The organism is Paenisporosarcina sp. P4_E4_2 (assembly GCF_056401595.1).
The window spans coordinates 1-23,232 of the sequence record NZ_JBFUJC010000002.1 but is presented as its reverse complement, the minus strand read 5'-3'; the positions used below and the strand labels follow the sequence as shown (position 1 = coordinate 23,232).

At 37.0% G+C, this 23,232-nt stretch carries 21 protein-coding genes and 1 pseudogene; 3 read left to right on the top strand and 19 right to left on the bottom strand.

Annotation, left to right across the window (positions count from 1 at the left end):
- Positions 1-98 precede the first annotated feature (98 nt).
- Complete coding sequence (locus AC1DSB_RS01110) at positions 99-1,529, bottom strand: hypothetical protein (RefSeq protein ID WP_477585480.1); 1,431 nt, start codon at positions 1,527-1,529, stop codon at positions 99-101.
- Positions 1,530-1,761: 232 nt separating this feature from the next.
- Between AC1DSB_RS01110 and AC1DSB_RS01105 the strand changes: the two genes are divergently transcribed.
- Positions 1,762-3,012: a YHYH domain-containing protein gene (locus tag AC1DSB_RS01105; RefSeq protein ID WP_477533173.1), complete on the top strand. Its 1,251-nt coding sequence runs from the start codon at positions 1,762-1,764 to the stop codon at positions 3,010-3,012.
- Positions 3,013-3,025: 13 nt separating this feature from the next.
- Positions 3,026-3,706: a cell envelope integrity TolA family protein gene (locus AC1DSB_RS01100; protein WP_477585478.1), complete on the top strand. Its 681-nt coding sequence runs from the start codon at positions 3,026-3,028 to the stop codon at positions 3,704-3,706.
- 873 nt (positions 3,707-4,579) lie between these two features.
- On the opposite strand, the gene AC1DSB_RS01095 is transcribed toward AC1DSB_RS01100, so the two are convergent.
- The 11 genes from AC1DSB_RS01095 to AC1DSB_RS01045 all read right to left on the bottom strand — a co-directional run bounded on the left by AC1DSB_RS01095 (position 4,580) and on the right by AC1DSB_RS01045 (position 14,459).
- Complete coding sequence (locus AC1DSB_RS01095) at positions 4,580-4,828, bottom strand: AbrB/MazE/SpoVT family DNA-binding domain-containing protein (protein WP_477585476.1); 249 nt, start codon at positions 4,826-4,828, stop codon at positions 4,580-4,582.
- Positions 4,829-4,840: 12 nt separating this feature from the next.
- Positions 4,841-6,382 (bottom strand): hypothetical protein, encoded by a 1,542-nt coding sequence (locus AC1DSB_RS01090; protein WP_477585474.1) that lies wholly within the window; start codon positions 6,380-6,382, stop codon positions 4,841-4,843.
- A gap of 35 nt (positions 6,383-6,417) precedes the next feature.
- Positions 6,418-7,155, bottom strand: a complete 738-nt coding sequence (locus tag AC1DSB_RS01085) for a hypothetical protein (RefSeq protein WP_477585472.1) — start codon at positions 7,153-7,155, stop codon at positions 6,418-6,420.
- Between the two features lie 14 nt (positions 7,156-7,169).
- A complete protein-coding gene (locus AC1DSB_RS01080; RefSeq protein WP_477585470.1) occupies positions 7,170-8,195 on the bottom strand; it encodes a conjugal transfer protein TrbL family protein in 1,026 nt (341 codons plus the stop codon).
- Complete coding sequence (locus AC1DSB_RS01075; protein ID WP_477532795.1) at positions 8,192-8,440, bottom strand: hypothetical protein; 249 nt, start codon at positions 8,438-8,440, stop codon at positions 8,192-8,194. The genes AC1DSB_RS01080 and AC1DSB_RS01075 overlap by 4 nt, the downstream gene beginning before the upstream one ends.
- Before the next feature lie 27 nt (positions 8,441-8,467).
- Positions 8,468-9,019 (bottom strand): hypothetical protein, encoded by a 552-nt coding sequence (locus AC1DSB_RS01070; RefSeq protein WP_477585468.1) that lies wholly within the window; start codon positions 9,017-9,019, stop codon positions 8,468-8,470.
- A 15-nt stretch (positions 9,020-9,034) separates the two neighbouring features.
- A complete protein-coding gene (locus AC1DSB_RS01065; RefSeq protein ID WP_477532797.1) occupies positions 9,035-10,114 on the bottom strand; it encodes a M23 family metallopeptidase in 1,080 nt (359 codons plus the stop codon).
- Between the two features lie 17 nt (positions 10,115-10,131).
- Entirely contained in the window at positions 10,132-12,006 is a 1,875-nt protein-coding gene (locus AC1DSB_RS01060) for a VirB4 family type IV secretion system protein (protein WP_477532798.1), read from the bottom strand.
- 15 nt (positions 12,007-12,021) lie between these two features.
- Positions 12,022-13,056 carry a TrsD gene (locus tag AC1DSB_RS01055; RefSeq protein WP_477532799.1) on the bottom strand — a complete coding sequence of 345 codons (1,035 nt, stop codon included), beginning with the start codon at positions 13,054-13,056 and terminating at the stop codon, positions 12,022-12,024.
- A 20-nt stretch (positions 13,057-13,076) separates the two neighbouring features.
- A complete protein-coding gene (locus AC1DSB_RS01050; protein ID WP_477532800.1) occupies positions 13,077-13,301 on the bottom strand; it encodes a hypothetical protein in 225 nt (74 codons plus the stop codon).
- Between the two features lie 213 nt (positions 13,302-13,514).
- Entirely contained in the window at positions 13,515-14,459 is a 945-nt protein-coding gene (locus AC1DSB_RS01045; RefSeq protein ID WP_477585466.1) for a replication initiator protein A, read from the bottom strand.
- A gap of 318 nt (positions 14,460-14,777) precedes the next feature.
- On the opposite strand from AC1DSB_RS01045, the gene AC1DSB_RS01040 reads away from it, so the two are divergent.
- Positions 14,778-15,092 (top strand): helix-turn-helix domain-containing protein, encoded by a 315-nt coding sequence (locus AC1DSB_RS01040; RefSeq protein ID WP_477533413.1) that lies wholly within the window; start codon positions 14,778-14,780, stop codon positions 15,090-15,092.
- A 132-nt stretch (positions 15,093-15,224) separates the two neighbouring features.
- Here the strand turns inward: AC1DSB_RS01040 and AC1DSB_RS01035 are convergent, their stop codons facing one another.
- From AC1DSB_RS01035 to AC1DSB_RS01005, 7 genes and pseudogenes are all read right to left on the bottom strand, one after another.
- Positions 15,225-16,736 (bottom strand): primase C-terminal domain-containing protein, encoded by a 1,512-nt coding sequence (locus AC1DSB_RS01035; RefSeq protein WP_477585464.1) that lies wholly within the window; start codon positions 16,734-16,736, stop codon positions 15,225-15,227.
- 552 nt (positions 16,737-17,288) lie between these two features.
- Positions 17,289-17,645, bottom strand: a complete 357-nt coding sequence (locus AC1DSB_RS01030; RefSeq protein ID WP_477533116.1) for a DUF5388 domain-containing protein — start codon at positions 17,643-17,645, stop codon at positions 17,289-17,291.
- On the bottom strand, positions 17,638-18,492 hold the full coding sequence (locus AC1DSB_RS01025) for a ParA family protein (RefSeq protein ID WP_477533115.1): 855 nt from the start codon (positions 18,490-18,492) through the stop codon (positions 17,638-17,640). Before AC1DSB_RS01025 ends, AC1DSB_RS01030 begins: the two co-directional genes overlap by 8 nt.
- A gap of 378 nt (positions 18,493-18,870) precedes the next feature.
- Complete coding sequence (locus AC1DSB_RS01020; RefSeq protein ID WP_477585462.1) at positions 18,871-20,250, bottom strand: TIR domain-containing protein; 1,380 nt, start codon at positions 20,248-20,250, stop codon at positions 18,871-18,873.
- A 14-nt stretch (positions 20,251-20,264) separates the two neighbouring features.
- On the bottom strand, positions 20,265-20,951 hold the full coding sequence (locus AC1DSB_RS01015) for a hypothetical protein (protein WP_477585460.1): 687 nt from the start codon (positions 20,949-20,951) through the stop codon (positions 20,265-20,267).
- A 1,308-nt stretch (positions 20,952-22,259) separates the two neighbouring features.
- Entirely contained in the window at positions 22,260-22,772 is a 513-nt protein-coding gene (locus AC1DSB_RS01010) for a DUF3231 family protein (RefSeq protein WP_477585458.1), read from the bottom strand.
- A gap of 366 nt (positions 22,773-23,138) precedes the next feature.
- Positions 23,139-23,232 (bottom strand): annotated as a pseudogene (locus AC1DSB_RS01005) (EamA family transporter); the annotation flags it as partial.

The window sequence follows — 23,232 nt, the reverse complement described above, 5'->3', positions numbered from 1 at the left end:
ATCTTTATAGTAAAAGAATCAAGCTTGGACGAGTTGTATAAGACTCTATCGATTACTTAATTATGCAAAATCCCTAGCTTTGATTAAGGAAATCTATTTTATAGAAACTTCAAACAATCTTTAAGTTCCTTAGTTGCGAAAATTTTAGTTTTATAATTATCGATATTTCCTATAATAAATTCTATTGCTTCTCTTGTTCTAGCTTCTTGTAAATCCAAATTAATTATTTCTAGTAACTGCTTTGTYTGGAAAACACAATTTCCTGTATGAAATTGATTACGGACTTCAGGTTCAGTCATAAACTTAATTAAAGTATTAATCTGCTTTGAATTAAATAGTTTTATTATCTCATCATAAACAGATTTTGCCCCCGGTGAGACTCCATCACAATACCAATTTCCATTACCAATTCTACATATCAATATTGTTTTTATGAGCTTATCTTTAATGTTTGGTAAAATATCACTTTCTTCTACAATGTATTTTTTGATTTGTCTAGTTATAGGTACTTCATGGTGATAATTATCTCTAGAACTGTGTGCTTCCATTAAGCGATCTAACAGTGAGTTTAATTCTCTACTTCTTGTACCTTCACTTTTATAATGTACCCCATTGCATTTTTCAAGGAAACTGTTACCCAAAGCAAGAGTTTCGTCGTCTAAATTAACTGCGAAATGGTCTAATTTAAATCCAATGTCATATTTTTTGTTTTCAGGGCTAACATCCCAAACGACTGGTGCTAATTTTAAAATGTTATCTCTAACATTAGGTGAGGTATTTTTTTTAGTGAAAATACTAAACAATGTGGTCAATAAATTTCCTGATATACGTGTATTTTGTTGCACTAAATTTTCCTTGATTTGTTCTATCCGTGGTTCATCAATTACTAAGWTTTCATTTTTTAAATTCACAATAAGTTGTTGTACAAAAATCGCTGCTTCAGAAGGACGATCTTCGATTATATCCTTTACACAAGTTTCCAACCACCCTAGAAGTTCATATGTTTTGATAGATTCCCTTGTAGGATGTGACGCCCCAATATTATTTCTCATATACAAAATATGCTTGAGTTTTTCGTGAAGCAAATCAGAAATGAGTTCGAGTTTTCTACATGTGTCAATTAAAGTATTATCCTTAATCGAACTTAAATCTTCGACGGTTGAATATGTATCTCTAAGTTCACCACCCACAGCTGCATCAAAGAATAAATCTAGTCCGTAGAAATTCACTTTTTCCCTTAATGAAATAACAACCTCATTCCATAAGTAATTCAACGCAGCATCATATAAACCTATCGCAGAACTAGCAACAAACTTGGATAAATAAATTGCATTACGTTTACTTTGAGGAGATAGTTCTTGTACTGCTTCAGGTAAATTCTTACTCATAAGATTACGCTCTCTAGTAGAAGCAATAATTCCCTCATGTGGAAGTCCTAGACCTTGTAAATAATTTTCGAAGTTCWGAAAACTTGATAAAGAGTAAATCTTTTGATCACTTTCCATTAGTTCGGTCTCATTATTGCTCAATTTTGTCATCTCCTATTATTTAAGTATRAAAAACTTAATTATGAGTTTCATTTTACACAAGTATATTCCATATTAATACAGATTGTATAGCTTTATAAGTATTGATAATGATGGTTATCTCTACCTAGAAAAATGGACTGAAGAATTTTATTTAAAACCAATAAAGACAACATATGTAAAAATATAGTAAAATAGTCTTTGAATCTATTACACTATAGAATATGGGGTTATTATGAAGAAAATTTTAATATTGATGGCATTATTGTTGTTCATTCCATTTAATGAGATGGCTGAGGCTCATTCTGGGAGAACGGATAGTAGTGGTGGGCACAATTGTTCTGAGAAGTCGAAGGCAAAAGGATTATGTACGGGTTATCACTCTCATAATGGCGGGGGAGATACTTCTTCAAGTGGTAGCTCATCAGCTAATACCACCCCCTCTTCCAATCAATCAGGGGACAAGGATTGTTCAGATTTTGCAACATATGATGAGGTAGTCAATTACTGGAATGCCAAAGGATATTCAAAAACTAACGATCCTGAAAAATTAGATGGTTGGGGAAATACTGTTGATGATGGAATTCCATGTGAAGCTCCAGGTGATTACGATACTTCTAAAATCAGGGGTAGTGCAGCACAAATAGCGCAAATTGAAGCAGAAAAAGCCAAAGTTATAGCAGAACAAGATGCTGCTAAGGGTGAAAAAGACGGTTATGCTGCTGGTTTAAAAAATGGATATGAAGAAAAAGAAAAATCAGCATCTTCAAAAGGATCCGAAGCATATTTATCTGGTTATTCATCTGGTTATTCCAAAGGGTTTGATGTGGGTAAGTCTAAGATAGCAACGGAAAAAAAACAGGCTGACCAAGCCGGATATTCATTAGGACAAAAACAAGACAAAGTTGAAATACCTACAAAATACGCAAATAATAAATCGTTATCTAACTCTTTCACGGCTGGATTTAATAAAGCAGTAACTGAAAGAAACAAAAAAAGAGAAGCTGAATTGAACATATTAGGTTATAAAGATGGAAAAAATGATAAATCTAACGAACCGAAAAATGAGAAGCCAAATTATCTAACGGCATATCAAAAGGGGTTCGCTAAGGGCCAACAAGACTTAAAACAATCTTATTTGGATAAAGGTTATCTGGCTGCCTTCACAATGCTTGAATATAAGAAACCAAAACTTGAAAACAGAAAGTATATTACGTGGTACCAAGAAGGTTTTGAATCCAATAAAGATGTCTTGAAAATCGAGAAGATAGCTTACAACATGGGTTTAAAAGGAGAAAAACTTTCAATTCCACAAGAATATATCGATTCAAAAGTAATTTTTAATCATCACTATGAGATTGGTGCGCTTGAGTATGAGGAAATTGAACGAAAACAAAATGCCCAAACTGGAACTGGTATTGGATTGATGTTTCTAGCGTGGCTAGGACGTCGGTTTTATGTGGCTAAAAAAATGACGATTGCATAGGGTAGGTGAAGAAATGGGTATTTATCGAAGTGTTTGTTTWAAAGTTGAAGATGTTATTGTTAAACTTTTGACCAAAAAACAAGATCCCAAACAAATTGAACAAAGGGTTTCAAGTTATAGATTAAAGGTAGAACAAGAAAAGGAAATGAGAAAGAAAAAAGCGCAACAAAAAGCTGTGGAACTTGAAAAGCAAAGAGAGTTAAAACAAATGGAAGCTAAGCAAAAGGCTATTCTGTTGGAGAAACAAAAAGAGTTAAGACAACAACAAGAAAAGAAGGAAGTGCTTGAGCTTCTTTCAAAAGTAGTTGATGTTAATGGAATGGATTATACAAATTATGAATTTCATGCTGTACAGTCAAACAAACAATTCTTCCAAGGTCTCGTGACTAAAGTATTTGAAAAGGATGAACAAGGCTTAACATTTATCTCGTGTGAATTTGATAAATCATCTAAAACAGAAATTAAGGGGTATTTGATTGTAACAAACAAAAGAGTGTGGTTTGTTAACAAAAACCTTGATTTCCAACAGAAGTTCCGTTTTCAAACAATAAAAAATGTACAGTGGTCCAGAGATGGCTTATTAGAAAAAGAACTCATTATTCAGTATGGAGTAAAAAAATTAGAATTTGATGAGATCTTTGATAGTAAACAAATGCTCAGAGTTGGGAATGTTATAGTTCAGAAACTAAGTTAAGTAAGATAACCAACCATCTAAGTGCCTAAAAACCTAGGTTAGATCATTTTTTAATAGCAATATTCAAGACATTCCGGTAAAGCCACAACCTATTGTAATTAATAATTTCACTTTTAAAACTTACAACATACAATCCACCTCAGAGAGCGTCTCTAGACGGTCTATATTTAACGAATTATATTATAATTTATTAATGCGGCCCCTTACTCTAAAGAGTAAGGGGCCGCATTAATATGTATTATTTTTTAGAAATACCAAAATAACGATAATTTATATATACATTAAACCCACTAAAAGAAGAAGATACTTCATGTCAATTGAAAATATTAGGGTTAATTCTTTCAGTTCTTTAAGAGAAATAGAAATGTTCAAGTTAACACCTCCTTAGTTACACACTAAGTGGCGGCCCCACCATAATTATAAAATAAAGGTAATTTAATATCCACTTTGAGACAACAACTATAATCAGTTGACATAACAACCGGATTGGGAAGTACAGGGGGCTTTAAGTCAATAAAACAAGCTGCCTTCTTATGTAAAAGGCATTAATTCTTTTTGTAGCTTCGCACTCGATAGCCCCTAATTCTAAAATTACATTGAAACTGATGATAAAAAGTACAACGCTATCAACACTCCCAGTATAGCTAGTACGATTAAAAGAATACGTTTCAATTACATTCCTCCTTTACTTTTCATTCGCTAAATCCTTCGTATTTTCTTCCACTACTAACCTTCTGAATAAACTTAAATAACCCTTAGAGTAATAACTATTTCTGTACCATTCCAAAAATACCTTTCTTGTTCCATTAAATCGCTTCTTGAGAGAAGAATCTCCGTAAAAAAAAGAAAAAAGCCTGATTCGATTTCAGGCTTTTACTGATCCATATATTGAATTAACTTCTTGATTCCATCTTTACTAATCCATGCCTCGCCAATTTTAACGGCTTCAGTTGAAATCTTACCTGTAATCGCACACACATAGGATTGGCGATGTGGCTCAATTATTATTTGTGTATCATTATAGGAAATATCAATCATATCGCCATCTTTTAATTGAAATCGATCTAAAATATCTTTGGGCAATAAAATACGTCCTAGTTTCCCAATACGTTTTGTTTGCAATCTCTATACACCTCACAGTCCATTACTCTTTTTTAATTCATCCAAATTACTTTTAACTACATCCATTTTTAGCATGGCTTCTGAGACTTTATTCAAATCTTGACTCTCATCAATTGTTTTTTGAAGTAGTGCTTTTTCTTCTTCTAAGGCTGCCATCTCTACTTGGGTTTTCTCGGCCATCAATACCAGATTCATCAATCCATCGTTCTTAGGTGCTTTTTCAGCAACAAATGACTTTGCTCCTTTAATGTCCCCTGTCTGAAGATAGGCAGTCACAATGTGGGTTTTTCGTTCATCTGTCAACTCGACTAAATCTTTATTAGCCAGGACTTGGTCCCACTCCTTTGCAAGCACACCTTTTGCAAACTCAACATGTGGATTGCCGACCTTCAAAATTTCTTCCAAACGATCCAATTGATCTGGTTGATTTTGCTTCGTCATGTGCTCCGTGAGTTGACTGACCGCATCCTCATCTTTTGCCAGATATTTTTCATAAGCCCCATGTTTCATCCAGAGTTGATGCAACAACTCCGTCTCATCTTTATTTAGACTTTCATACTCCCTTGATTCCAAAGCCTTCATAACACCATCGGTATCTCCTAGCAGTCCATCCACATACACTTGCTCTATGTCTTTGGCTTCTTGCTGTGAGCTGGTTTGTCCTTCTTCTGGCTTTTCAGCGTTTTTCGTAGCGTTCGTTAAGATGATGTTCAACAAAAGGGCTCCTACTAAAATAAGGGCGGTTCCAACTAGAAAACGAATGTTGTTCTCTTTCTTATTTAACGGATTATTCACTTTCCTAGCAACAATTGAATCTGGACGTATATGAGAATGCTTCTTCGATTTTTGCGGAAGAAGTTGAATCGGAATTAATTTAGGAATGGAAAAGCGTTTTTTATCTACTTCCGCAAGTTCATCTTGTTCTTGTTGTTTTCGCACCTGTACCTCATCGTACAACGATTGAATGTAAGATGCCATATGATCCAGCGAGTCTAATCGTAAATAAATCATTTCAGCAAATTGGATTACTTCTTCATTCTGCTCAAAAAAATCACTACGTTTAGGACGACCGTATACATGCTGCAAGTTCGTCAGCGAGATAATAATCAATTCTTTTACTGCATTAATTCGAGACCTCGTGTTTTCAATATCAAAAGCTTTATGTTCAATGACGAGTGCTTTCACACTTACTTCCTCATGATCAATGACCAGGTTCTCGGTCTCCCATAAGACCTGGACTTGTTTTTCTTTCGCCAATTGAATTAACGAAAGATAATAGGGCAGTTTATCCTCCAAGTACATGGTCTTTAATACATTAAATGATTGAAGACCGGTCACATCAAACGTATAACAAACTTGGCCAGATTGAAAGGTAATGTCTTTTGCCGGTAGAAAAGATGAAGTATGCTGCAGTGTTTGCATTTTTTCTTTATACCAGTTCTGGATTTCGTTCATTTCCTGTGTATTAAACGTCGAAAGTGGTTGTAAATAGGAAATGGTATTCCCTTCAACTTCAAATGTTCCGACCCTATTCGCAATCGTTCGAATAACCATCTCTTTTCATTCCTTTCATTTCCCCGTTACCTAGGTTATTGAAGTTCAGCGTAATTGGATAGCAGCTCTTTTACTTCCTGTTTAAACTCATCTTGCGCTGCCTTTACTTCATCTTCGGGAATGTTGGTTTTTATTGAAGAAAATTCCTTGTCTATTTCTTTCAAGTCAAAATTAAGAGAATTAACGATTGGGTTAAAAGAAAAATATAAATTTCCAGAATCATCTTTTACAAAGCTAATAGAAGTTGATTCACTTTCTTCTTTACTTGGATATGAAATTTTTATATCTGTAAACACTAATTCGGTGATATTAAATTCATCTGAGTGATATGTTTCCCATTTTTCTTCATTTACTTGTAACACTGGAGCTTCAATAGCGTCATAGTTACAATTACCAAACGAGCAATCTTCAGAGCTTAATGGATTAAACGTCACTTTCAAATCTCCTCTATTTTCAATTAAACTATGCGGATATTTTTCAAGAAAAGGCTTTATAACAAGTTCTCCACTCTTTTCATTCGCTTTTTGGACTAATATTTCATTATCTCCAACACCAATTTCTCCCTTAGAGATCGCCTTATTTGTTTCACTTTCCCAAGATATGAGATTTCCCTCTAAATCCTTTATCATCTTCATGGCCTTCTCTGTATCTTTTAGGTTAAACACGGATTTCGCTTTTTCGTCACTAACATCCTTTGGCTTATCGTCTTGATTACATCCCGTTAAGATTAGTAATAGAATGACTGAAAAAATATTGATGATTACCTTTTTCATTGATTATTACCCCCTTATCTTTTTGCATATCTAGCTACATATTTTACTGTAGATCCCATAGCTCTTGCAGACCCCGTTGATGCACCAAATTGGCTTAGCAATGTGGGAATCGACAGTCCTACAATGAAAAATATCATCCCTATCAAAAGGTTGCCACTTTGTAAGTTAATTAGGGTTTTTACCCCTAAAACAAAACACAACAATTGTAGCGTTAACGTTAATACATTACTCACGACGATTTTCAGCCAGAGACTAAAGAAATTGTATTGATCATTCACGATCGTCGGAATGGCCATAACACCTGAAATGTATAAAACCACGAACAACACCGTTCGATACAAGAGAGAGATGAAAAAAACAAACAAAATAGCCGAAATGACCACCATCAGGATTATTCCATATCCTACTGAGTTCACTGCCAACACCTGCATCACGTTATAATGTGTCGCTGGGTTTTTCAACAAGGTCTCAGTCAGTATTTGCGTCAATTCCAATATCCAGTTGAAAAGCTCACCGTATATGCCTAGCAAAATCGATCCTGTCACGACTGCCACTACTTTTTCATATAGCGTGTTCATTCCTTCCTCACCATTAGCTGAGTACAAAATTATAATTTTCACAGTCTGCCAAAGAAGGAAAATAGCTGCCATCGTCCACGCTAATGATTTGAAATTTAACATGTATCCCTCATATGTTGCATTYCCAGTTATAAAAGATGAATCCATTTGAAATTTCCCGAATCCATCAATCGATCCAAATACAAAACCACTGACTGCAGTAAATAAAAAACTATTAGTTTGGCATGTAATTTCATACCACTTGCAGTCAAAATGATTTGTTTCATAATCGTACTTATTTAAATACAATACATTTTCCATATAGAATTCAGCACGGTTAACTTGTTCCGTAGTTATTCCTTCTGTATTTTCATAACTATTTAATGTATCTTCCATAAATTCGCCTTCCGCAGCCTTTACATCATTCATAAACATCATGGATAACACCAAGATTCCTAAACACAACAAAAGTTGCTTCATCATCTGACACCTCCGTTCATGAGTGTCATCAACAAGACCAGTAGTGGCATGCACACGAAGAAAGCGACTCTCAACACCACGCCTTTTTTAATTTCGATTTCTTCTTGCTCACTGAGTGGTTGGTTGTATTCCAATTCGTAGTGGCGGCGGGCTTGATCCAATTGCTTTTTCGCCAATCGATCGATCGTCTGTTCCACCCATTTATGGACGGTTCGCTGCAAAATCATCATTTTTTGTAAGATGGCCATTTCTGTTCACATCCTTTTATGTCCGGTTTAAGAAGAAATCTCTTGAATTACCTGTTCCCCAGAAACGAGAGGTTCCAAATCGTGGGCATCCACCTTCAGTTCTCCATGTTCATTCATCCATGTGATGGTAGATGTAAGGATTAAGACGGGTTGATCCCCAGGATTCACAAACTCATCGTCAATCCCTGTTAAGGTCACTTTGTAGATGGCATATACTTTGTACATGTCGTCTTGCTTGCGAACGGAAATGTTATAAATCTCAAGATCTTTCATTTTACTGACGTCCACATCTTGCGACGTTTCATTCTCTGCGAGCGTTTGTTCCACTTCGTTGCGATAACGTTTCGTAAAGTAATCAATTGAGCCGCCTTGCAGGGTATCCGTTAAAAACTGTTCGGTTAGTGTGAACACGTCTTTTTCCTCGTTTTCAGAAGCCTTATAATTTTCGACATTCTTCGACAAATCCGCATTTTTTTGTTTTAAATCTTGATTGGTCGCAAATAAGTTAAATGCTACGATAACTAAAGCCACTACAAGAAACATCAGTAAGAGCTGTACGAGTTTCAAACGATTTTGCATAAGTTCTCCCTCCTGTTAGACAGGTTCATCGGATGCTAAATACAACATGGGATTGAGTCTTGTTCCGAACATCTGGTCCGAATGAATTTCAAAATGCAGATGGTCACCGGTCGAACGTCCCGTTGAGCCACATTGTCCGATCACTTCTAGCTGTCGCACTTCTTGCCCCACTTCCACCCCAATGCGACTCAAATGCGCATAGGCGGTAAAAAGATTGTTGACATGTTGGATGACGACGATGTTGCCGTACGTGTTGGTCGGATAACTACTTGAAAATTCCGCATACACGACTTTTCCTTCCTTCGCGGCATAAATCGGCTCCGGACTGCTGCACGCAAAATCAACGCCTTCATGGTTACTGATTTCACCGGTCACTGGATGAATACGCACCCCGTAATTGGAATTCACTTTCACATTCGGAATGGGCGCTGCGAAATCTCCCGTCAGGACGGTACAATTCATCGTCAACCCGCCAAGTGAACTGACAATTGACGTAATGGTCGGTACCCAATGCGCATTGAGATTCGTCGGGTCATTTTCAGCACCAATCGGTGCATAGACACTTCCGAGATCGACAATGGTGACTTTCCCGTCTTGTATGATGCGGTTGTGGAGTGTTTGCCCCATCGCCATCAATCCTTCTTCCAGCGTCGCAAAGTTCATCAATCCATCCGTCCCCATCAAACCACCCGGGTTATTTTTCGTGATCACCGCATTCGACGTGCCATTCGTTGTTTCATGCAGCGCAATCGCCGCCATCAGCACCGGGTCAATTCCATTGTCATTCGCAATCTGCAGGAAGAGGTCTCCTTTGCCTGAAAAGACGCCTGCCGTGCTTAATTTCGCTTCCCAGCGTTCTTCATTGATTTCTCCATTCACCGCACAATACGTGCCTCCTGAAGCATCTGAAAGGGCTTGTACGTTTTGGTCCGGGTTTTCCAAATCAAATCCTTTGTCTTTGCCGTTCATGGCCATAAACATAGGGAGAACCAACAGGAGAATCGCGGTGCCGAGAATCACCAATCCGATAGGATTGAAGAAAACCTTCACGAGAAGCATGTGGCCAAAGGTCTTGGCGGTTTCCTTTGCGTTCATCTCCTCACCCCTTCTCCTTAAATCGTGATGTCGTTAATGCTCTTTTGCTCAAACCACAACATTTCGGTCACGTCATTCAACTGCACTTCCAGTTTGATTTTTTTGGAACCGGTGTAGAAGATTCCTTTTCCTGCCTGTTCTTTTTTCTTGCCGTCTTTTAAGATGAGCGTTTCTCGTTCGCCTTTGGAGAAGGTATTGCCGAGTTCTTCTTCCAGGAACTTTAATTCTTCTTCACTCATCGGCAAGTACAAACGCTGGACCGATTGTGTGATAATCGCTTTTCCGTAGTTTCGGTTCTCATCACGCGCGGACAAAAAATCTTCTACCGACTGAGAAGCTGTGGTAATGCCACAGTTGAAAGATCGCAGCACTTTCATCATGAAATAGATAAATTCCATGGCTTTCGGTACCTTCGGGTCTGCGATGACATGCGCTTCATCAATGAAGATTTCACTCGGTTCTCTGTCACCACTCATAATCTCGTACGTCGTATGCGAGAGAATGTTATAAAAGAGAATACGTTGAATTTTTTCATTATTGCTCATCTCTTTTAAGTCGTAACACACCAGGTCATTATCGATGCTGATGTTGGTGTGGCCGTTAAAGAGTTCCGAGTACATCCCCGTGACATAGGTTTTGAGCGTTGTATGGAAATCACGGATCGTTTCAAATAAATACGGATCGTCTTTTTGATCTTTTTCAATGAGTTCATATAAATCTTGTAAAGTCGGATAATCGATAGCCGTCAATGAACTGGTGTTGGTCGAATCCGTAATCCCTTTTTCAGCATAGACTTTTTGAATATAGCTACTTAATATCTCTTCCTGTAAATCGGTCATGCCGTTATACATGAGGCGGAACATGACTAATAGATTCGAAATCTTCGTTAATAGGATATTGCCAAATTCCGTTTCCTCAACAATGACTTTTTCACTGACTTTCGGAAGGTCCAGTGGATTGATGCGATTGCCGCCTTTTAATTGGAATTTCACCCAAGCCCCACCCAAATCGGCATAAGAACGTCCGAATTCACCTTTCGGATCCACGGTAATAATTTTGCGCCCGAGCATGTGCTTGTTTGTCATGTTGGCGAACAGATACGTCGATTTTCCGATTCCGGAAATCCCGATAACAAACTCATGTCGATTTAATAAGGTGGTGTCATCGACAATCACGACATTTCCGGTCGTCATGTTGCGACCTTTAATTAAGCCGGTCTGAGAGAACATTTCATTTTCATGAAACGGAAAGAAATAGGAAATGGCTTCGGAATTGCTCATCTTGTAGGTCAGCTCATCCACTTTGTTTTCATTCAGGGGCAGGAAGGAACGGAAGGCGTCAATAGCTCGATCCGTTGGGTTATGGATAATCCCAATTTTGGAGAATTTGCTTTTCACGGTCGTGGTCAATTGATCGAGCTCCTCGATGGAACTCGCCACTAAGTGAATCAGGGTGTGGAATAAGAAGATTTTATCGTTTCGATACGCGAGATTCTTCAGCATCTCTGATGCACTGTCAATCTGCCCTTGCGATTCGATGATGGTATTTTCGTCCGCAAAACGTGTATTCATCTTCATGCGGTTTTGTTTGATGCTTTTGACGAGCTGCGAACGCACTTCGCCCGTATGGTATTCCTGTACATAATTGATGATGGACACGTTTTCTGGAATTTCCGTGACTTGTTGGATTTTATTTTGGTCTTGCACCGGATCGTAATCGACAATCAACAGTGAACGGGTGTAGTTAGCCCCCACACGGACGTACGAATCGTATTCCGTGATGTTATCTGGTGCCAAGACGGTGAGGAGTGATTGATTCATGCCTCTGACTGTATCTTCAAAACTCGCTTCTTCTTTTTTGTTTGGGCGTAGTAGTTGTGTAAACCAATTCATCGTCTCGTCACCTCCTTATTCAAAACGCTCGTTCATTTGATTCTTGTAGTAGTTCAACAATTCTTTCGCTGTGTTTTTCCCGATGATCACGTCGGCACTAGCGTTCGTTTTGCTGATGATGTTCTCGCCTTGGGCTTGTGCATTTTCAAAATCGATACAGGCATAGTAAAACTTCAGCAACTCATCGTTGTTCAATACCTTCACGTCGAGCTTTTCATACCCACTCAACATCATTTCAAGTTTCGACTTCAAGATGTTTGCGGTCATATCCATCTTCATGTAATCCTTTTCCGGGCTGGTCATCGGTTTAGAAATCACCAGATAGCGTTTTCGCGTTACCATGTTTTTGGATTTCTGAATGCGCTCAATTTGACTCATGTAGCCTTCTTTCAACACGCGTTTCGCGTAAGATGAATCCGTCCCCAATTGGTCATTGAACCACATCAAGTAATTCGTTAAATTAATCGGTTGCGCCACTTGCATGATTTGAATTTGTTTTTCACCTGAGTCATTCAAAAACGCTTGATAGGCTTCGAGCACTCGTTCCTTGGAGGCTTCATTCATCAACGATAAATTGACCGAAGATATTTCCAACACTTTGATTAACGTGCGATTCGACGATTCAATGCAGCCGTTCGCAATGTTCATCAATCCAAGTTCGGTACGTGTATCGCCATTGCTACGACTCATCGGTAAGTCCCCTTTCGCATAATAAAACTCTTTCTTTCGCCATTTTGCTTGTAGTTTCCACATTACTTTGTATTGGAGGAGTGACAGGTTTTTTCGAACTGGATGTTTGTTGAGTTGAAAAACGGCGACCAGTAATGTCGGTGCAAATGCAATCAACATCATCTTTTGATCAAGATGTCCCATTTTGTACAGCAGGTAAGAAATAATGATGCCCAAAACCACAAACGGGGATAAGACAAATACATCTTGAAAGGAAATATTGCCGTATAAGTATTTCTTGGTGTCGATATTCAGAGGCAATTCGACTTTTCCAGAAGAGCGCAATCGTTCTTGTCGTTCAAAGTAACCTTCGGAACGCATAGCTATCACATCTTTCTAGGTTAGAGATTCGTTTGAACATAATCGATGACGGGACGAGCAAGTAAAAACAAAACAACGCCAACTACACATAACTTAATGCCGTTCTTGAATTTTGGGGAAGATTGTTCATCTCCAGCCCAGACCCCAATGGCGCAAATCAACAGCCCGATCGCAAAGATGGTAATAAACGTCGCTTGCATGTCGCTAAACAACGTATCTAAAAAACCTTGAATTCTTTCAAACATTTCCTCCACCTCCTAAATCTTGTATTATTCCCACTTTATCAAGTTGCCACAATAAAGGCAAGTTAAATAACCATATTTTACATGGGTACTATATCCTTTTCTATTTAGGTAGTAAGTTCAAGTATTACTTTGATTTCAAGGGTTCTTAATTCAAGAGAATACAAAATATGGGTTAAATAATTTAATTTATAAATAAAAAAAGGTTGAGAAGCATTACCTTCTCAACCACGCTAGTAACTCATCTCGTTTAACTTCCAATTCCGGAGATAACCCTTCATCCTCTTCGACAGCATCTGGATTTTGACGCCTTTCCCGATGTTTTTCAAACCAATCTGGCACGTTCTCTTCTTTTCTCTCGAACCCACCTTTTTGTTCCTGGTCACACAACCATTGCTTCTTGTCCTCTACAGCTTTCGTGAGCCTCGCTTGAATGCTTTTAATCTTGCCAGGTGTCCGTTCAAGGGAATAGTTTAACGCATCTGCATATTGATAATCGCTCAAGATGGATGCATGGCCTAAATAATGATTCGCTATATCTTGTATCTGAATATGGTCATCTATCAATCTCTTTTGATGCTTTTTCAGCACATCTTTGATAACAACCGGAATCTCCAATTGTCCAATGTCTTGATAGATCTTATATTCAGTCTCTTTAAAGTCAGTATCACTAAGGTCAGTATCATTAGTGTTAAAATTTTTAACTTCTTGAAGTAAAGAATTTTGATTTCTTGAAGTTAAATTTTTTAACTTCTGTTGGGGCTCTAAGGATGACGAATTTTCATTCTTCTCTTGTAATTCCAATACATCCTCATTCGTCACCTGTGGTTTCAATAAATAAAGACGATTTGATTGCGATAAACCCATTCGTTTTTCTTCAAGCAACTCAGCCTTTTGCAGTTCCTTTTTGATTTTAATCACGGTCGGCTTGCTGCAATTCAAAATCTCGCTTAATTGCTCATTTCCAAATAAAAAATAGATATATCCATCTTCATCAAACCACTGATTACGAATGGACAATTCTAATCGATCTTGCAGCAATGCAAAGGCAATTTTCGCATCATTACTCATCTTTTTATAGTGTTCACTGGTGAAAAAGATTTTGGGTAAACGATAAAAACGTTCCCCTACTTCTTCTTGCACACGAAACTTCTTGGTCATGTAAAAAATCCCCCTTTGAGTTTAGTTCATACACCAGAAACTCCAAAGAAGGTACATTCATTCATTTTTGATGTCTTCGTGGCAAAGATAACGGATGAATAGAGGTTCACAATCCTCCATTCGAATGCTATACTTACTACATCAATTACATGAATTTTCCTTGGAATTTCTCTACCGATATACTTGATTATTGCTGGTCGCCAAACTGTCCAATAACCAAGTTTGTAGAGATTTTTTGATATATAAATAAAAATTTACGTCCAGTATACCACCTACATTCACCAGATGCATAATGATTTTTTGAAAGGATTTTCCACTATGACTGAAAATGAAATCGATATTTATCAAAAAATAGGCAAAGCCCTAAAAGAGATTCGAAAAGAAAAAAAGTTAACCCTTCAGCAAATTGAAAAAAATAGTGATCAACACGCAGCCCGGATTTCATTAGCCGAAAACGGCAAAGCTAATCTAAGCATTGGATGGATCATTCATTACTGCAATGTCCTCGACATCAATCCAAACGAAGTCTTTATCCGCGCATTTGCAGATGACTTCAAATCCCAACAGATGGACCGTATCTTTGATAAGTTCGCTGCCTATCAACTTGAAAAAACACCAACTGAAAACGAGTAACCTGAAAACACGACTTCTAGTGGTTGTGTTTTTTTGTTTGCAAAGAAAAAAGATGATGGATAGATACAGGAAACAAAGGATGCAAAACCAAAACAGGATACGTATACAGATATGTAATGGCAGACTGGACAATTAAGATGAATTGATTGTAAATAGATCTGGAATCCTTGGTCTGACGGCATGTTGGACTGTTTTTACCGTATCTTCCAATGAATGAATGGACTCTGAATTCTCTCGTTCACTCATCATTAATTGAACGGCTTCGTAGTACATTGCCCGATGGGCTTGGGTGAATGAAAGTGCACACTGAAGAAGCACAGCAACAGACGTTAGTCCCGTTTTTGCTTTGCACCCTCTTCCTTCTGTTTTCATCATGATTTTGGTTGATTGTTTCACGACTTCATGGAATGTACTGCGTGGGATGCCAATTTCTTCGCAGATTTCTTTTTGTGTTCCCCACTTAATGGGTTGATCGACATTTGCATGTGTACTGATATACGTTAAAATATCGCTTTCCCACTCTTCGTAATGACTTCGAGATCGATCTTTCCTAGCCTTCTTGAATTTGTGCCATCCATTCGGGTTGGATTGAATAACGATCTCTTTCCCACTCCCCCACTCTTCCAGTAGTTGCTGAATATAGGAGGAATGAGCCCCTTTGAAACGTCCTCGATACGCACTTTTCATGATTTTCCTTACTTCCGAGTGCTTTAGTGGAGCATGCAATGAAGAATTCGCTTCATCTAGCAAGTTATACGTTTCGTCCTCTTCTTTTCCAGCACTGTAACAAGCTAAAGCCAACGTAAACAACAAGTTATCACGGCCGATTTGTCCTTGTTGGCCTTTTACATTTTTTGCATGCAGTAATTCCTGGAACCAGGCTTCTTGTGTAACGTCGTGAGCCGATTGATTTTCATGCACCACAAATAAACCGCGTCCGTGATTGTCGTCTTGTCTTCTGGACCATTCAATTAAATGGCCAAAATCAAAGGTCATTTCTTTTGAAAACCAACGAATATTTTCTTCTTTTGGCACACGGAAAAAGCCAAAGTCGTTACACGAGAGATCGACTCCCTGTAAAACCTTCGCTAAGCTACGTTTAATATTCTCTGAAATCCTTTTGGCCACTTTAAGACCACGAAAATCATGTTTATTCGAAATGAACAAAGGCTTGTCCAACACAAAATAAACCTGAAATCCTTTTGGGGTTTCCAAAATTAAGGTTGGGGAACCGACGCTGTGATCGAGTGCAGCCGTTAAAATTTCTGTATAAGCTTGCTTTTTGGAATCAATATCGACAACAAACGTATTGATTTGTTGTAAATTTGTTTCAACATGCCCTTTTATGTAATTTCGTCGTTGATTCGTATATGTACCGTAATTGAACACATTCGGTGTCCAGTGGGATAGCAAGTTGCAATCTTCCACAACCGATTCCTTGGAGGAAATGATGTATCCCTTCACTCCGTGTGGGGAAAGCAAATCTTCTTTTGAACGTGTTACAAACACTATACCGTTTTTATTTTGGGTATCTTGTCTTTTTAAGGCAATCTGTCTTGATAGGGATGCGCGTGAACCAATTTTTTTGTATTCCATCAATCCTTCATGAAGTATCAAATTAAACAGTGCTGATAAATTGCCCATTACGCATCTCCTATCTTTRTAACGTTTTTGAGAATCTAGTAAAATCTCTCAATTAGTAACAAAGTATAGAAGAACAAAAACCCTTATACAATAAGGGTTTACGGGCATTTCCAATACGGTAGACGGGTCTACAAATCTACTTGTATATCCATCTACAAATTTACAAATCTACATGTAACCACATATACATGTATATTAATCTACAAATCTACATGTATATTAATCTACAAATCTACATGTAGACCAATCTACATGTATGCACTTTAATGTGATTAATGTCGGAATTTAATACCCAGGAATTGTTGACATATAAGGATTTGAGTCGTTTTATCAAGATAATAGGTAATAACCTTTTTAGAGTGTTAATTTGTGAAATTCTTAATTTGTAGATGAATCTACAAATCTACATGTAGACCAATCTACAAAAATACATGTAGATTAAATTACATATCTACAAATCTACATGTAGACTCATCTACAAATCTACATGTAGATGAGTCTACAGTATTGAAAAAAGATGAGTTAGCCTGGGCTCTCTCATCTTTTTGGGTATTATTTCGATTTGCTCTTATAGAGTTCGAAGATAATCTCGAATTGTTTTCTCTCATCTTTTGTTAATATATTTGCGATATAGTCGTTGATCAGGAGATCGGTGACATCATCAACCGTTGAAGCAATGCCCAATGTCACCAAAGCATTGAGCTTGTTTTTGGTACTCATGTTTACTCGAACCGTTGTCGACTTTTCGGAAACCACATTGGAATTGACTGTTTTTTTCGGTGTAGGTTCCGGAGTTTTTTCCGGTTCCACGGTAGTTTCGACTGCCTTGATATCAAATGTATTCTTCGGAACGACTGTTTGGCTTCTTTGAATCTTACCAGGTTGCTTCTTTCTAAGCAGATCAGACATCTACAACCTCTCCAATCGTGCTTGGTGAATTCGATGGATTAACGGCTGCATCCAATCGTTGAACAAATTCCATCGCAACCTTTGTATAGCTTTCGATGACATTTTTGTCATGCATATCATTTTCAGTGATCCCCGTCATATCAAATCGTTTCAATCTTTCCATCTGTTTTACTACATTTGAAAAGATATTATGATCGCCAAAAATCTCTTTGGCCGTATCCAATGTTTGAATGTCGACAGCTGCACCATTCTTCCATAGGACCGGAAGAATACCCAGGATATCTAAATCAGCATCATAGTCGTCAATCAGCGTTTGAAGATAGGCTGTAAAGCCTTCTGCGCCTTGAAGGCTTCTTTCTTGAGTCTGTAATACCACGACGACGAAATCAGAAGCATACAAAGCAGAATCGGTAATGATAGAAATAGTAGGAGGAACATCTATGAATATAAAATCATAGTCCCCCTTTAAAGGCTTCAGCAATTTAGAGAAAAACTGGACTCGATCAATTTCATCAGGGAATTTTTTTTCTAATAGTTTCGGATATTGAGCAAAGTCACTGAAACTTGGAAGAAGATACAGGTTTTCTTTGACTTTAGTTACAATGCTGCTCAAATCTTCATCTTGAATAGCTGACATTAACGTTTTTTCATATGATACGATGTCGTCTTCGATCAGTGCCTTTGTGCGTAGAAAAAGACTAGTAGCGTTAGCTTGAGGATCCTGGTCACTTAATAACACTCTGTAACCCAAATTTGCTAGACAATAAGCAATCATCGTACTATTGGTGGTTTTACCTGTCCCGCCTTTAAAATTTCCAAATGTGATCACTTGTGCTGATGAGTGCATGAAAATGCCTCCCTTAGATAATGAAATTAGTAAATTATGTTTTATGTAATTGTAGACTTGTAGACAAATGGAGATAACTAATAATTTAAAAATAACACTGTTGTTTCATGATTACAATCTTTAACTGCAAAACCCTCTGAATTTACTTAGTATTTATACGTTTTATACTTTCATATACATGTAACCTAATCTACATGTATATTAATATACAAATATACATGTAGATTTGTATACAATTCGAGAAATGTTCTAAATCACAAAAAACCAGGCCGTGTCGTAAACTACACATCCTGGTTTTATTACTGACTTTAATTCAATATTAATTTACTTTTAGCTTTTTCCAACATAGGTAGACCGATTAATATTATTTGTTAGGTTTTAGTAATTAAGCTTATTGTAGTCAATATTATATCCTGACCCAACCATTTCCTTAACCACTCCTAATTTCCAGCCATCGTTTTGATCCATTGTCACATAGACTATTCCTGAGATATCATTTGGTTTTTCAACATCATCTTTTACAAGAGCGCACACATTTTTTCTTCCGATTTTGGCCATAAGATAACCATGTTCAAATAATACGTTTTGTCTAGCTCTAGAAAGAAGTCTCGGCTCCAATTCCTTCTTACCACCTACATCGCATGGTGTATATAACACTATTGCAAATCCAACGTTTGAATATCTCTCTATTTTCTCAATAATGGTATCGCTATTACTAGCTTGTTCATGCAAAATAATTGCTGTATAACCTAGTTTTTCTACAAAACGTGCAACTTCTGTTTTTGCGGCAGTATCATGACCATGAACAATAAACACTTTTGTACGGTCAGTAGTTTCTGTTTCTATTCCTCTTCTAATGGAGTTGTTTATATCAGTACCAGAACCATCTATTGCTCTTATACTGAGCTTATCTGATTGATTAGTAGGATTAATAGTAGATTTTATTACTTTAGCAAAAATACTTTTTGTTATGTCCTTAGTATACATTTCACTCTGAACAACAACTTCTTTAGAGAGTTGATTAAGATAAACATTATCCTTTTCAACACTGCTAATAACTTCTCTTATAGGATGATGGGTTCTTCTAATCTCTACTTTTTCAATGTCATTTGGTTTCAATAAAGCCCCATCGAATAAGAATTTTGAATCTGAAACATATGGAACAAGGATGTCATTAATTATTTCTTCTTCTGACTCGTGATCATACTCAAATCTCTTTAAATTATTGAGCATTAATTTTTCTTTAAATTGAATAATAACATGGTAAAACATTCTTTCWGAATCCTCATTTCTATATAAGTTTTCAAGTAGTAGGTTATACCCGTTTACAAAGTTTTCGGGAGTCATATCTATGTATTTTGTCATTCCAAAATATGTAGGCAAAAAAGCTTCACCCATCGTGCTTTTTTCGAAGACTATTGGGATGAATCTACCCTTTTGAGCATTATTAAGAATAGAACTCGAAATAATACTTGTTTCATAGCCAACGCCTCCCTTTAAATTGAGGGCATTGGCTTTTCGAGCGTATTCCTTATCACATATAACTAATACCTTGTTAATCGAAACATCATCCACACACCGATTCATGAATTCAGTAAAGTTTTGTCCTTCTTTTACTTCCCATCTATCAAAGACGACATCTATCCCGTCTCTCCTTAAGAAATTAGCTAAATTCACAACACGATCTATATGTTCACCTGAACTCCATGAATATGATATATATACTTTGCTGGCAGTTCTATCTTTTAACTTTGACATGTTCAATCCCCATTCTATTTTTTGTATCCAATTTCAAAGTAGTCTTTAACAAACTCCCTAATAAAGTTGTCTCTCTTCAACATATCTTCTTCCTTACGGAAAAAGCCCACTTTTTTCATCTTTTGCTCCATCGGCAACTTGTTCCATTCAGCGATCGCTTTTTCTTCAATTTCGTATTTCTTCCGGACGGATGAAATCATGAGGTCAGTTTTTTCAGCTCTTATCTCCTGATCGGTTTTTGGGGTTGGTAGCCTGTTCAGGAATTGTTGTTCAAGTTCTTTCTTCTTCATATCCATTTCGTAAAATAATCTTTCTTCAAACTCTTTCTGCATTTTATCGAATCTACGGCCCATTTCCACCATCACTTGTGCCTCACTTAGCCCTTGTGGTTCCTCATTCTGTAAGTCAGGGAACGGTCGAACTTCCATTTGAGCTGAAAGGACATTGGAAATTGCATCTAAACTCCACTTTTGAGATCTTTTTTTCATGATGAATATGGCGATGGCTACATCTAAATCATCGTATACCTTTTTCTCAGCTACTCTTTGAATATAATGAATCCCTTTGTTCTCGAGATCTTTAAACCATTTATCGACGGTATTGTAGTGAACGGACTCTTTAACAGCTGTTACTTCTTCGTATCTTCTTTGGATTTCTTCTGTGAAGTCACTGATTTGCCAAACTGCCTCTTTCAACTCCATGTACATACCGCCTTCTTTTTAAGTATTAGTGGGCCACAAATGATCTGTGCCCCATAAATGGAACAACAGACATGTACAACATAGCACTACTGATGAATCACTCTTGCTGCACCACTCAATCACTAGCCACTTGTAGGACATTACAGAATTACATTAATGTTTCTTTTAGAATATCACTTCTATCTAGGAACAGACCCTGCTTAACCATTCATGTACCACATAACCTTTAATGATTAATCACTTGTGCAGCACTAATCATTCACGAGCCACCGGTAGATCCTCAATGGGTTACCTGTATGGTCCACTTGTAGAGAATACAACACTGATGGACCACCACGATAAATAGTTATCTAAATATGAACAAATATGAGTTATCACTTATGGTGTACGAACCAACAAGTGATGCATCATTCTTGTTTCCTTAATAAAGCACTAATCACTCGTGATTCACTAGAGGATTTGATTTTACGACCACTTATTGATCACAAACCACTTGTAGACCCCAAAGCTAAGTCATCTCATCACTAATAGACCACTCCGCAACAAATGATGCATTATTCTTGCTTCATTAATAAAGCACCAACCACTCGTGAATCATCAGATGATCTGATATTATGGCCATTTATAGACCACAAATCACTAGTAGACCCCAAACTGTTAGGTTAACTTATCACTCATGGACCACACAGCCCTTGTTGACCACTGTCTAAATCATAATATTTCGACAAAACTAAATGAATTTCCTTTACTTTCAATACAAATTTCTATATCGGATAACTTTTATTTTCATGGCGGATTATTGATTTCAGGGAATAAGATTCTATTAACTGATTTTCCGAATAGAGGAAGGGGATTTCAATTGTTGAAGAAGGAACATCCATAATTTGAATAGAATTAAGATGTATTAACAAATCAAAGGGAGAGTTACTCTTTAAACTTAAACAAATGGCTGTTGCATTCCTATTTAATGATGAACAGAATTTTTTATTCCTTCATAAAAAATCAACAATAGACCACAAAGACATTTCTCAACAAAATGTTACGGCCTCTACAAAAGAAATAATTAAACATTATTTTGATGAAGGTAAACAAACTGACCAGGCATACGTGGGTTCAATGAAGTCTTGCAATGGGGATCCTCAAATTTCTTGGACCATATTAGATTATTGGGAACTTCCAATAACAGAGTCCATCTTCAACTAACGGGGCAGTTTAGTTCAATAAGAGAATGAATGTGTAATGTTGCTTTTGACACATATTGTGAATCAATCATAAAAGGGCAATCAAAATTTGATTGCCCAAAGAATATTATTCTTTATCTGGAGAGTTTAAGTGTAGTGGTGGAGGAACAAGCCAACCTTTATCTTTGTTTAATCTTAATAGCTTTGCTCCTAGTTGTGCCTTGCCCAAATGGAACTGGCCATACATTAAAGCAATATCTTCTCTAATGCACATACCCATTGCTTGACTACATGCGACTAAACCTGCCGCGCAATCCATTGAGAGTGCAGCACTGATTTCAGGATCGTTAAATCGTGCTCCAACCGGAATGTCCTCTAATCTTGCTTCCGGACGTTCAGGCGGTGCAGGAGGAAGCCCGACGCCATTTACTTTTAATATCTTTTCTAATTGCTTATTTTCGTCTTTCATAGCGTAAATCAATTCTTCAATTAGTTTTTGTAAATCTTCGTCACCAGTGTGATTAATAAACGTTTGATATGCAGCAATCAATCCATTGTTTGTTGCTAAATTTGTCCAAAGGCCAAACACTTCACCATAATGTAATGGTTCATCTTTTGGGTTTCCAGTTAGTATTCCCATAATTGCACTCCCTAACAATTCATAATTTTTCATACAAGGACTAGGATGTGCGGAGTATAAAAGATTATTCATTTTGTATGGGAAATTTAAGAAATAGTAAAGTTAAATTCGTAATTCAGTCATAGATGAATGTGGAAAATTAACTTTTGAAAACGTATGTAGAGAGGAATGTGGAGAAGAAGTGCAACAAGCGATGTATCACTTACATCTTAATCGAGCAAATGAAGTAAATAATCAGGTTCAGCTAACGGATGCTTTACATCAAAAAGAGTAATGCATTTCTTGTTCAACTAACGAGGCCAATAAGGAAGATTAGTTTCTAACATGCAAAACCCCTTCAAATAATGTTGAAGGGGTTTTGTAATACTAATTTTTCTCGTTAATAACGAATAAAACACCAGTGAGAATTAGGATAGATCCTATCCAAAACGTTACACCTATGTTCTCGCCTAAAATAAGC

What these genes read in the sequence shown, in the direction of transcription:
- AC1DSB_RS01105 (WP_477533173.1), top strand. Translation starts at nt 1,762, where the DNA reads ATGAAGAAAATTTTAATATTGATGGCATTATTGTTGTTCATTCCATTT.
- AC1DSB_RS01090 (WP_477585474.1), bottom strand. Translation starts at nt 6,382, where the DNA reads ATGGTTATTCGAACGATTGCGAATAGGGTCGGAACATTTGAAGTTGAA.
- AC1DSB_RS01085 (WP_477585472.1), bottom strand. Translation starts at nt 7,155, where the DNA reads ATGAAAAAGGTAATCATCAATATTTTTTCAGTCATTCTATTACTAATC.
- AC1DSB_RS01075 (WP_477532795.1), bottom strand. Translation starts at nt 8,440, where the DNA reads ATGGCCATCTTACAAAAAATGATGATTTTGCAGCGAACCGTCCATAAA.
- AC1DSB_RS01070 (WP_477585468.1), bottom strand. Translation starts at nt 9,019, where the DNA reads ATGCAAAATCGTTTGAAACTCGTACAGCTCTTACTGATGTTTCTTGTA.
- AC1DSB_RS01065 (WP_477532797.1), bottom strand. Translation starts at nt 10,114, where the DNA reads ATGAACGCAAAGGAAACCGCCAAGACCTTTGGCCACATGCTTCTCGTG.
- AC1DSB_RS01060 (WP_477532798.1), bottom strand. Translation starts at nt 12,006, where the DNA reads ATGAATTGGTTTACACAACTACTACGCCCAAACAAAAAAGAAGAAGCG.
- AC1DSB_RS01055 (WP_477532799.1), bottom strand. Translation starts at nt 13,056, where the DNA reads ATGCGTTCCGAAGGTTACTTTGAACGACAAGAACGATTGCGCTCTTCT.
- AC1DSB_RS01050 (WP_477532800.1), bottom strand. Translation starts at nt 13,301, where the DNA reads ATGTTTGAAAGAATTCAAGGTTTTTTAGATACGTTGTTTAGCGACATG.
- AC1DSB_RS01045 (WP_477585466.1), bottom strand. Translation starts at nt 14,459, where the DNA reads ATGACCAAGAAGTTTCGTGTGCAAGAAGAAGTAGGGGAACGTTTTTAT.
- AC1DSB_RS01040 (WP_477533413.1), top strand. Translation starts at nt 14,778, where the DNA reads ATGACTGAAAATGAAATCGATATTTATCAAAAAATAGGCAAAGCCCTA.
- AC1DSB_RS01035 (WP_477585464.1), bottom strand. Translation starts at nt 16,736, where the DNA reads ATGGGCAATTTATCAGCACTGTTTAATTTGATACTTCATGAAGGATTG.
- AC1DSB_RS01030 (WP_477533116.1), bottom strand. Translation starts at nt 17,645, where the DNA reads ATGTCTGATCTGCTTAGAAAGAAGCAACCTGGTAAGATTCAAAGAAGC.
- AC1DSB_RS01025 (WP_477533115.1), bottom strand. Translation starts at nt 18,492, where the DNA reads ATGCACTCATCAGCACAAGTGATCACATTTGGAAATTTTAAAGGCGGG.
- AC1DSB_RS01015 (WP_477585460.1), bottom strand. Translation starts at nt 20,951, where the DNA reads ATGGAGTTGAAAGAGGCAGTTTGGCAAATCAGTGACTTCACAGAAGAA.
- AC1DSB_RS01010 (WP_477585458.1), bottom strand. Translation starts at nt 22,772, where the DNA reads ATGGGAATACTAACTGGAAACCCAAAAGATGAACCATTACATTATGGT.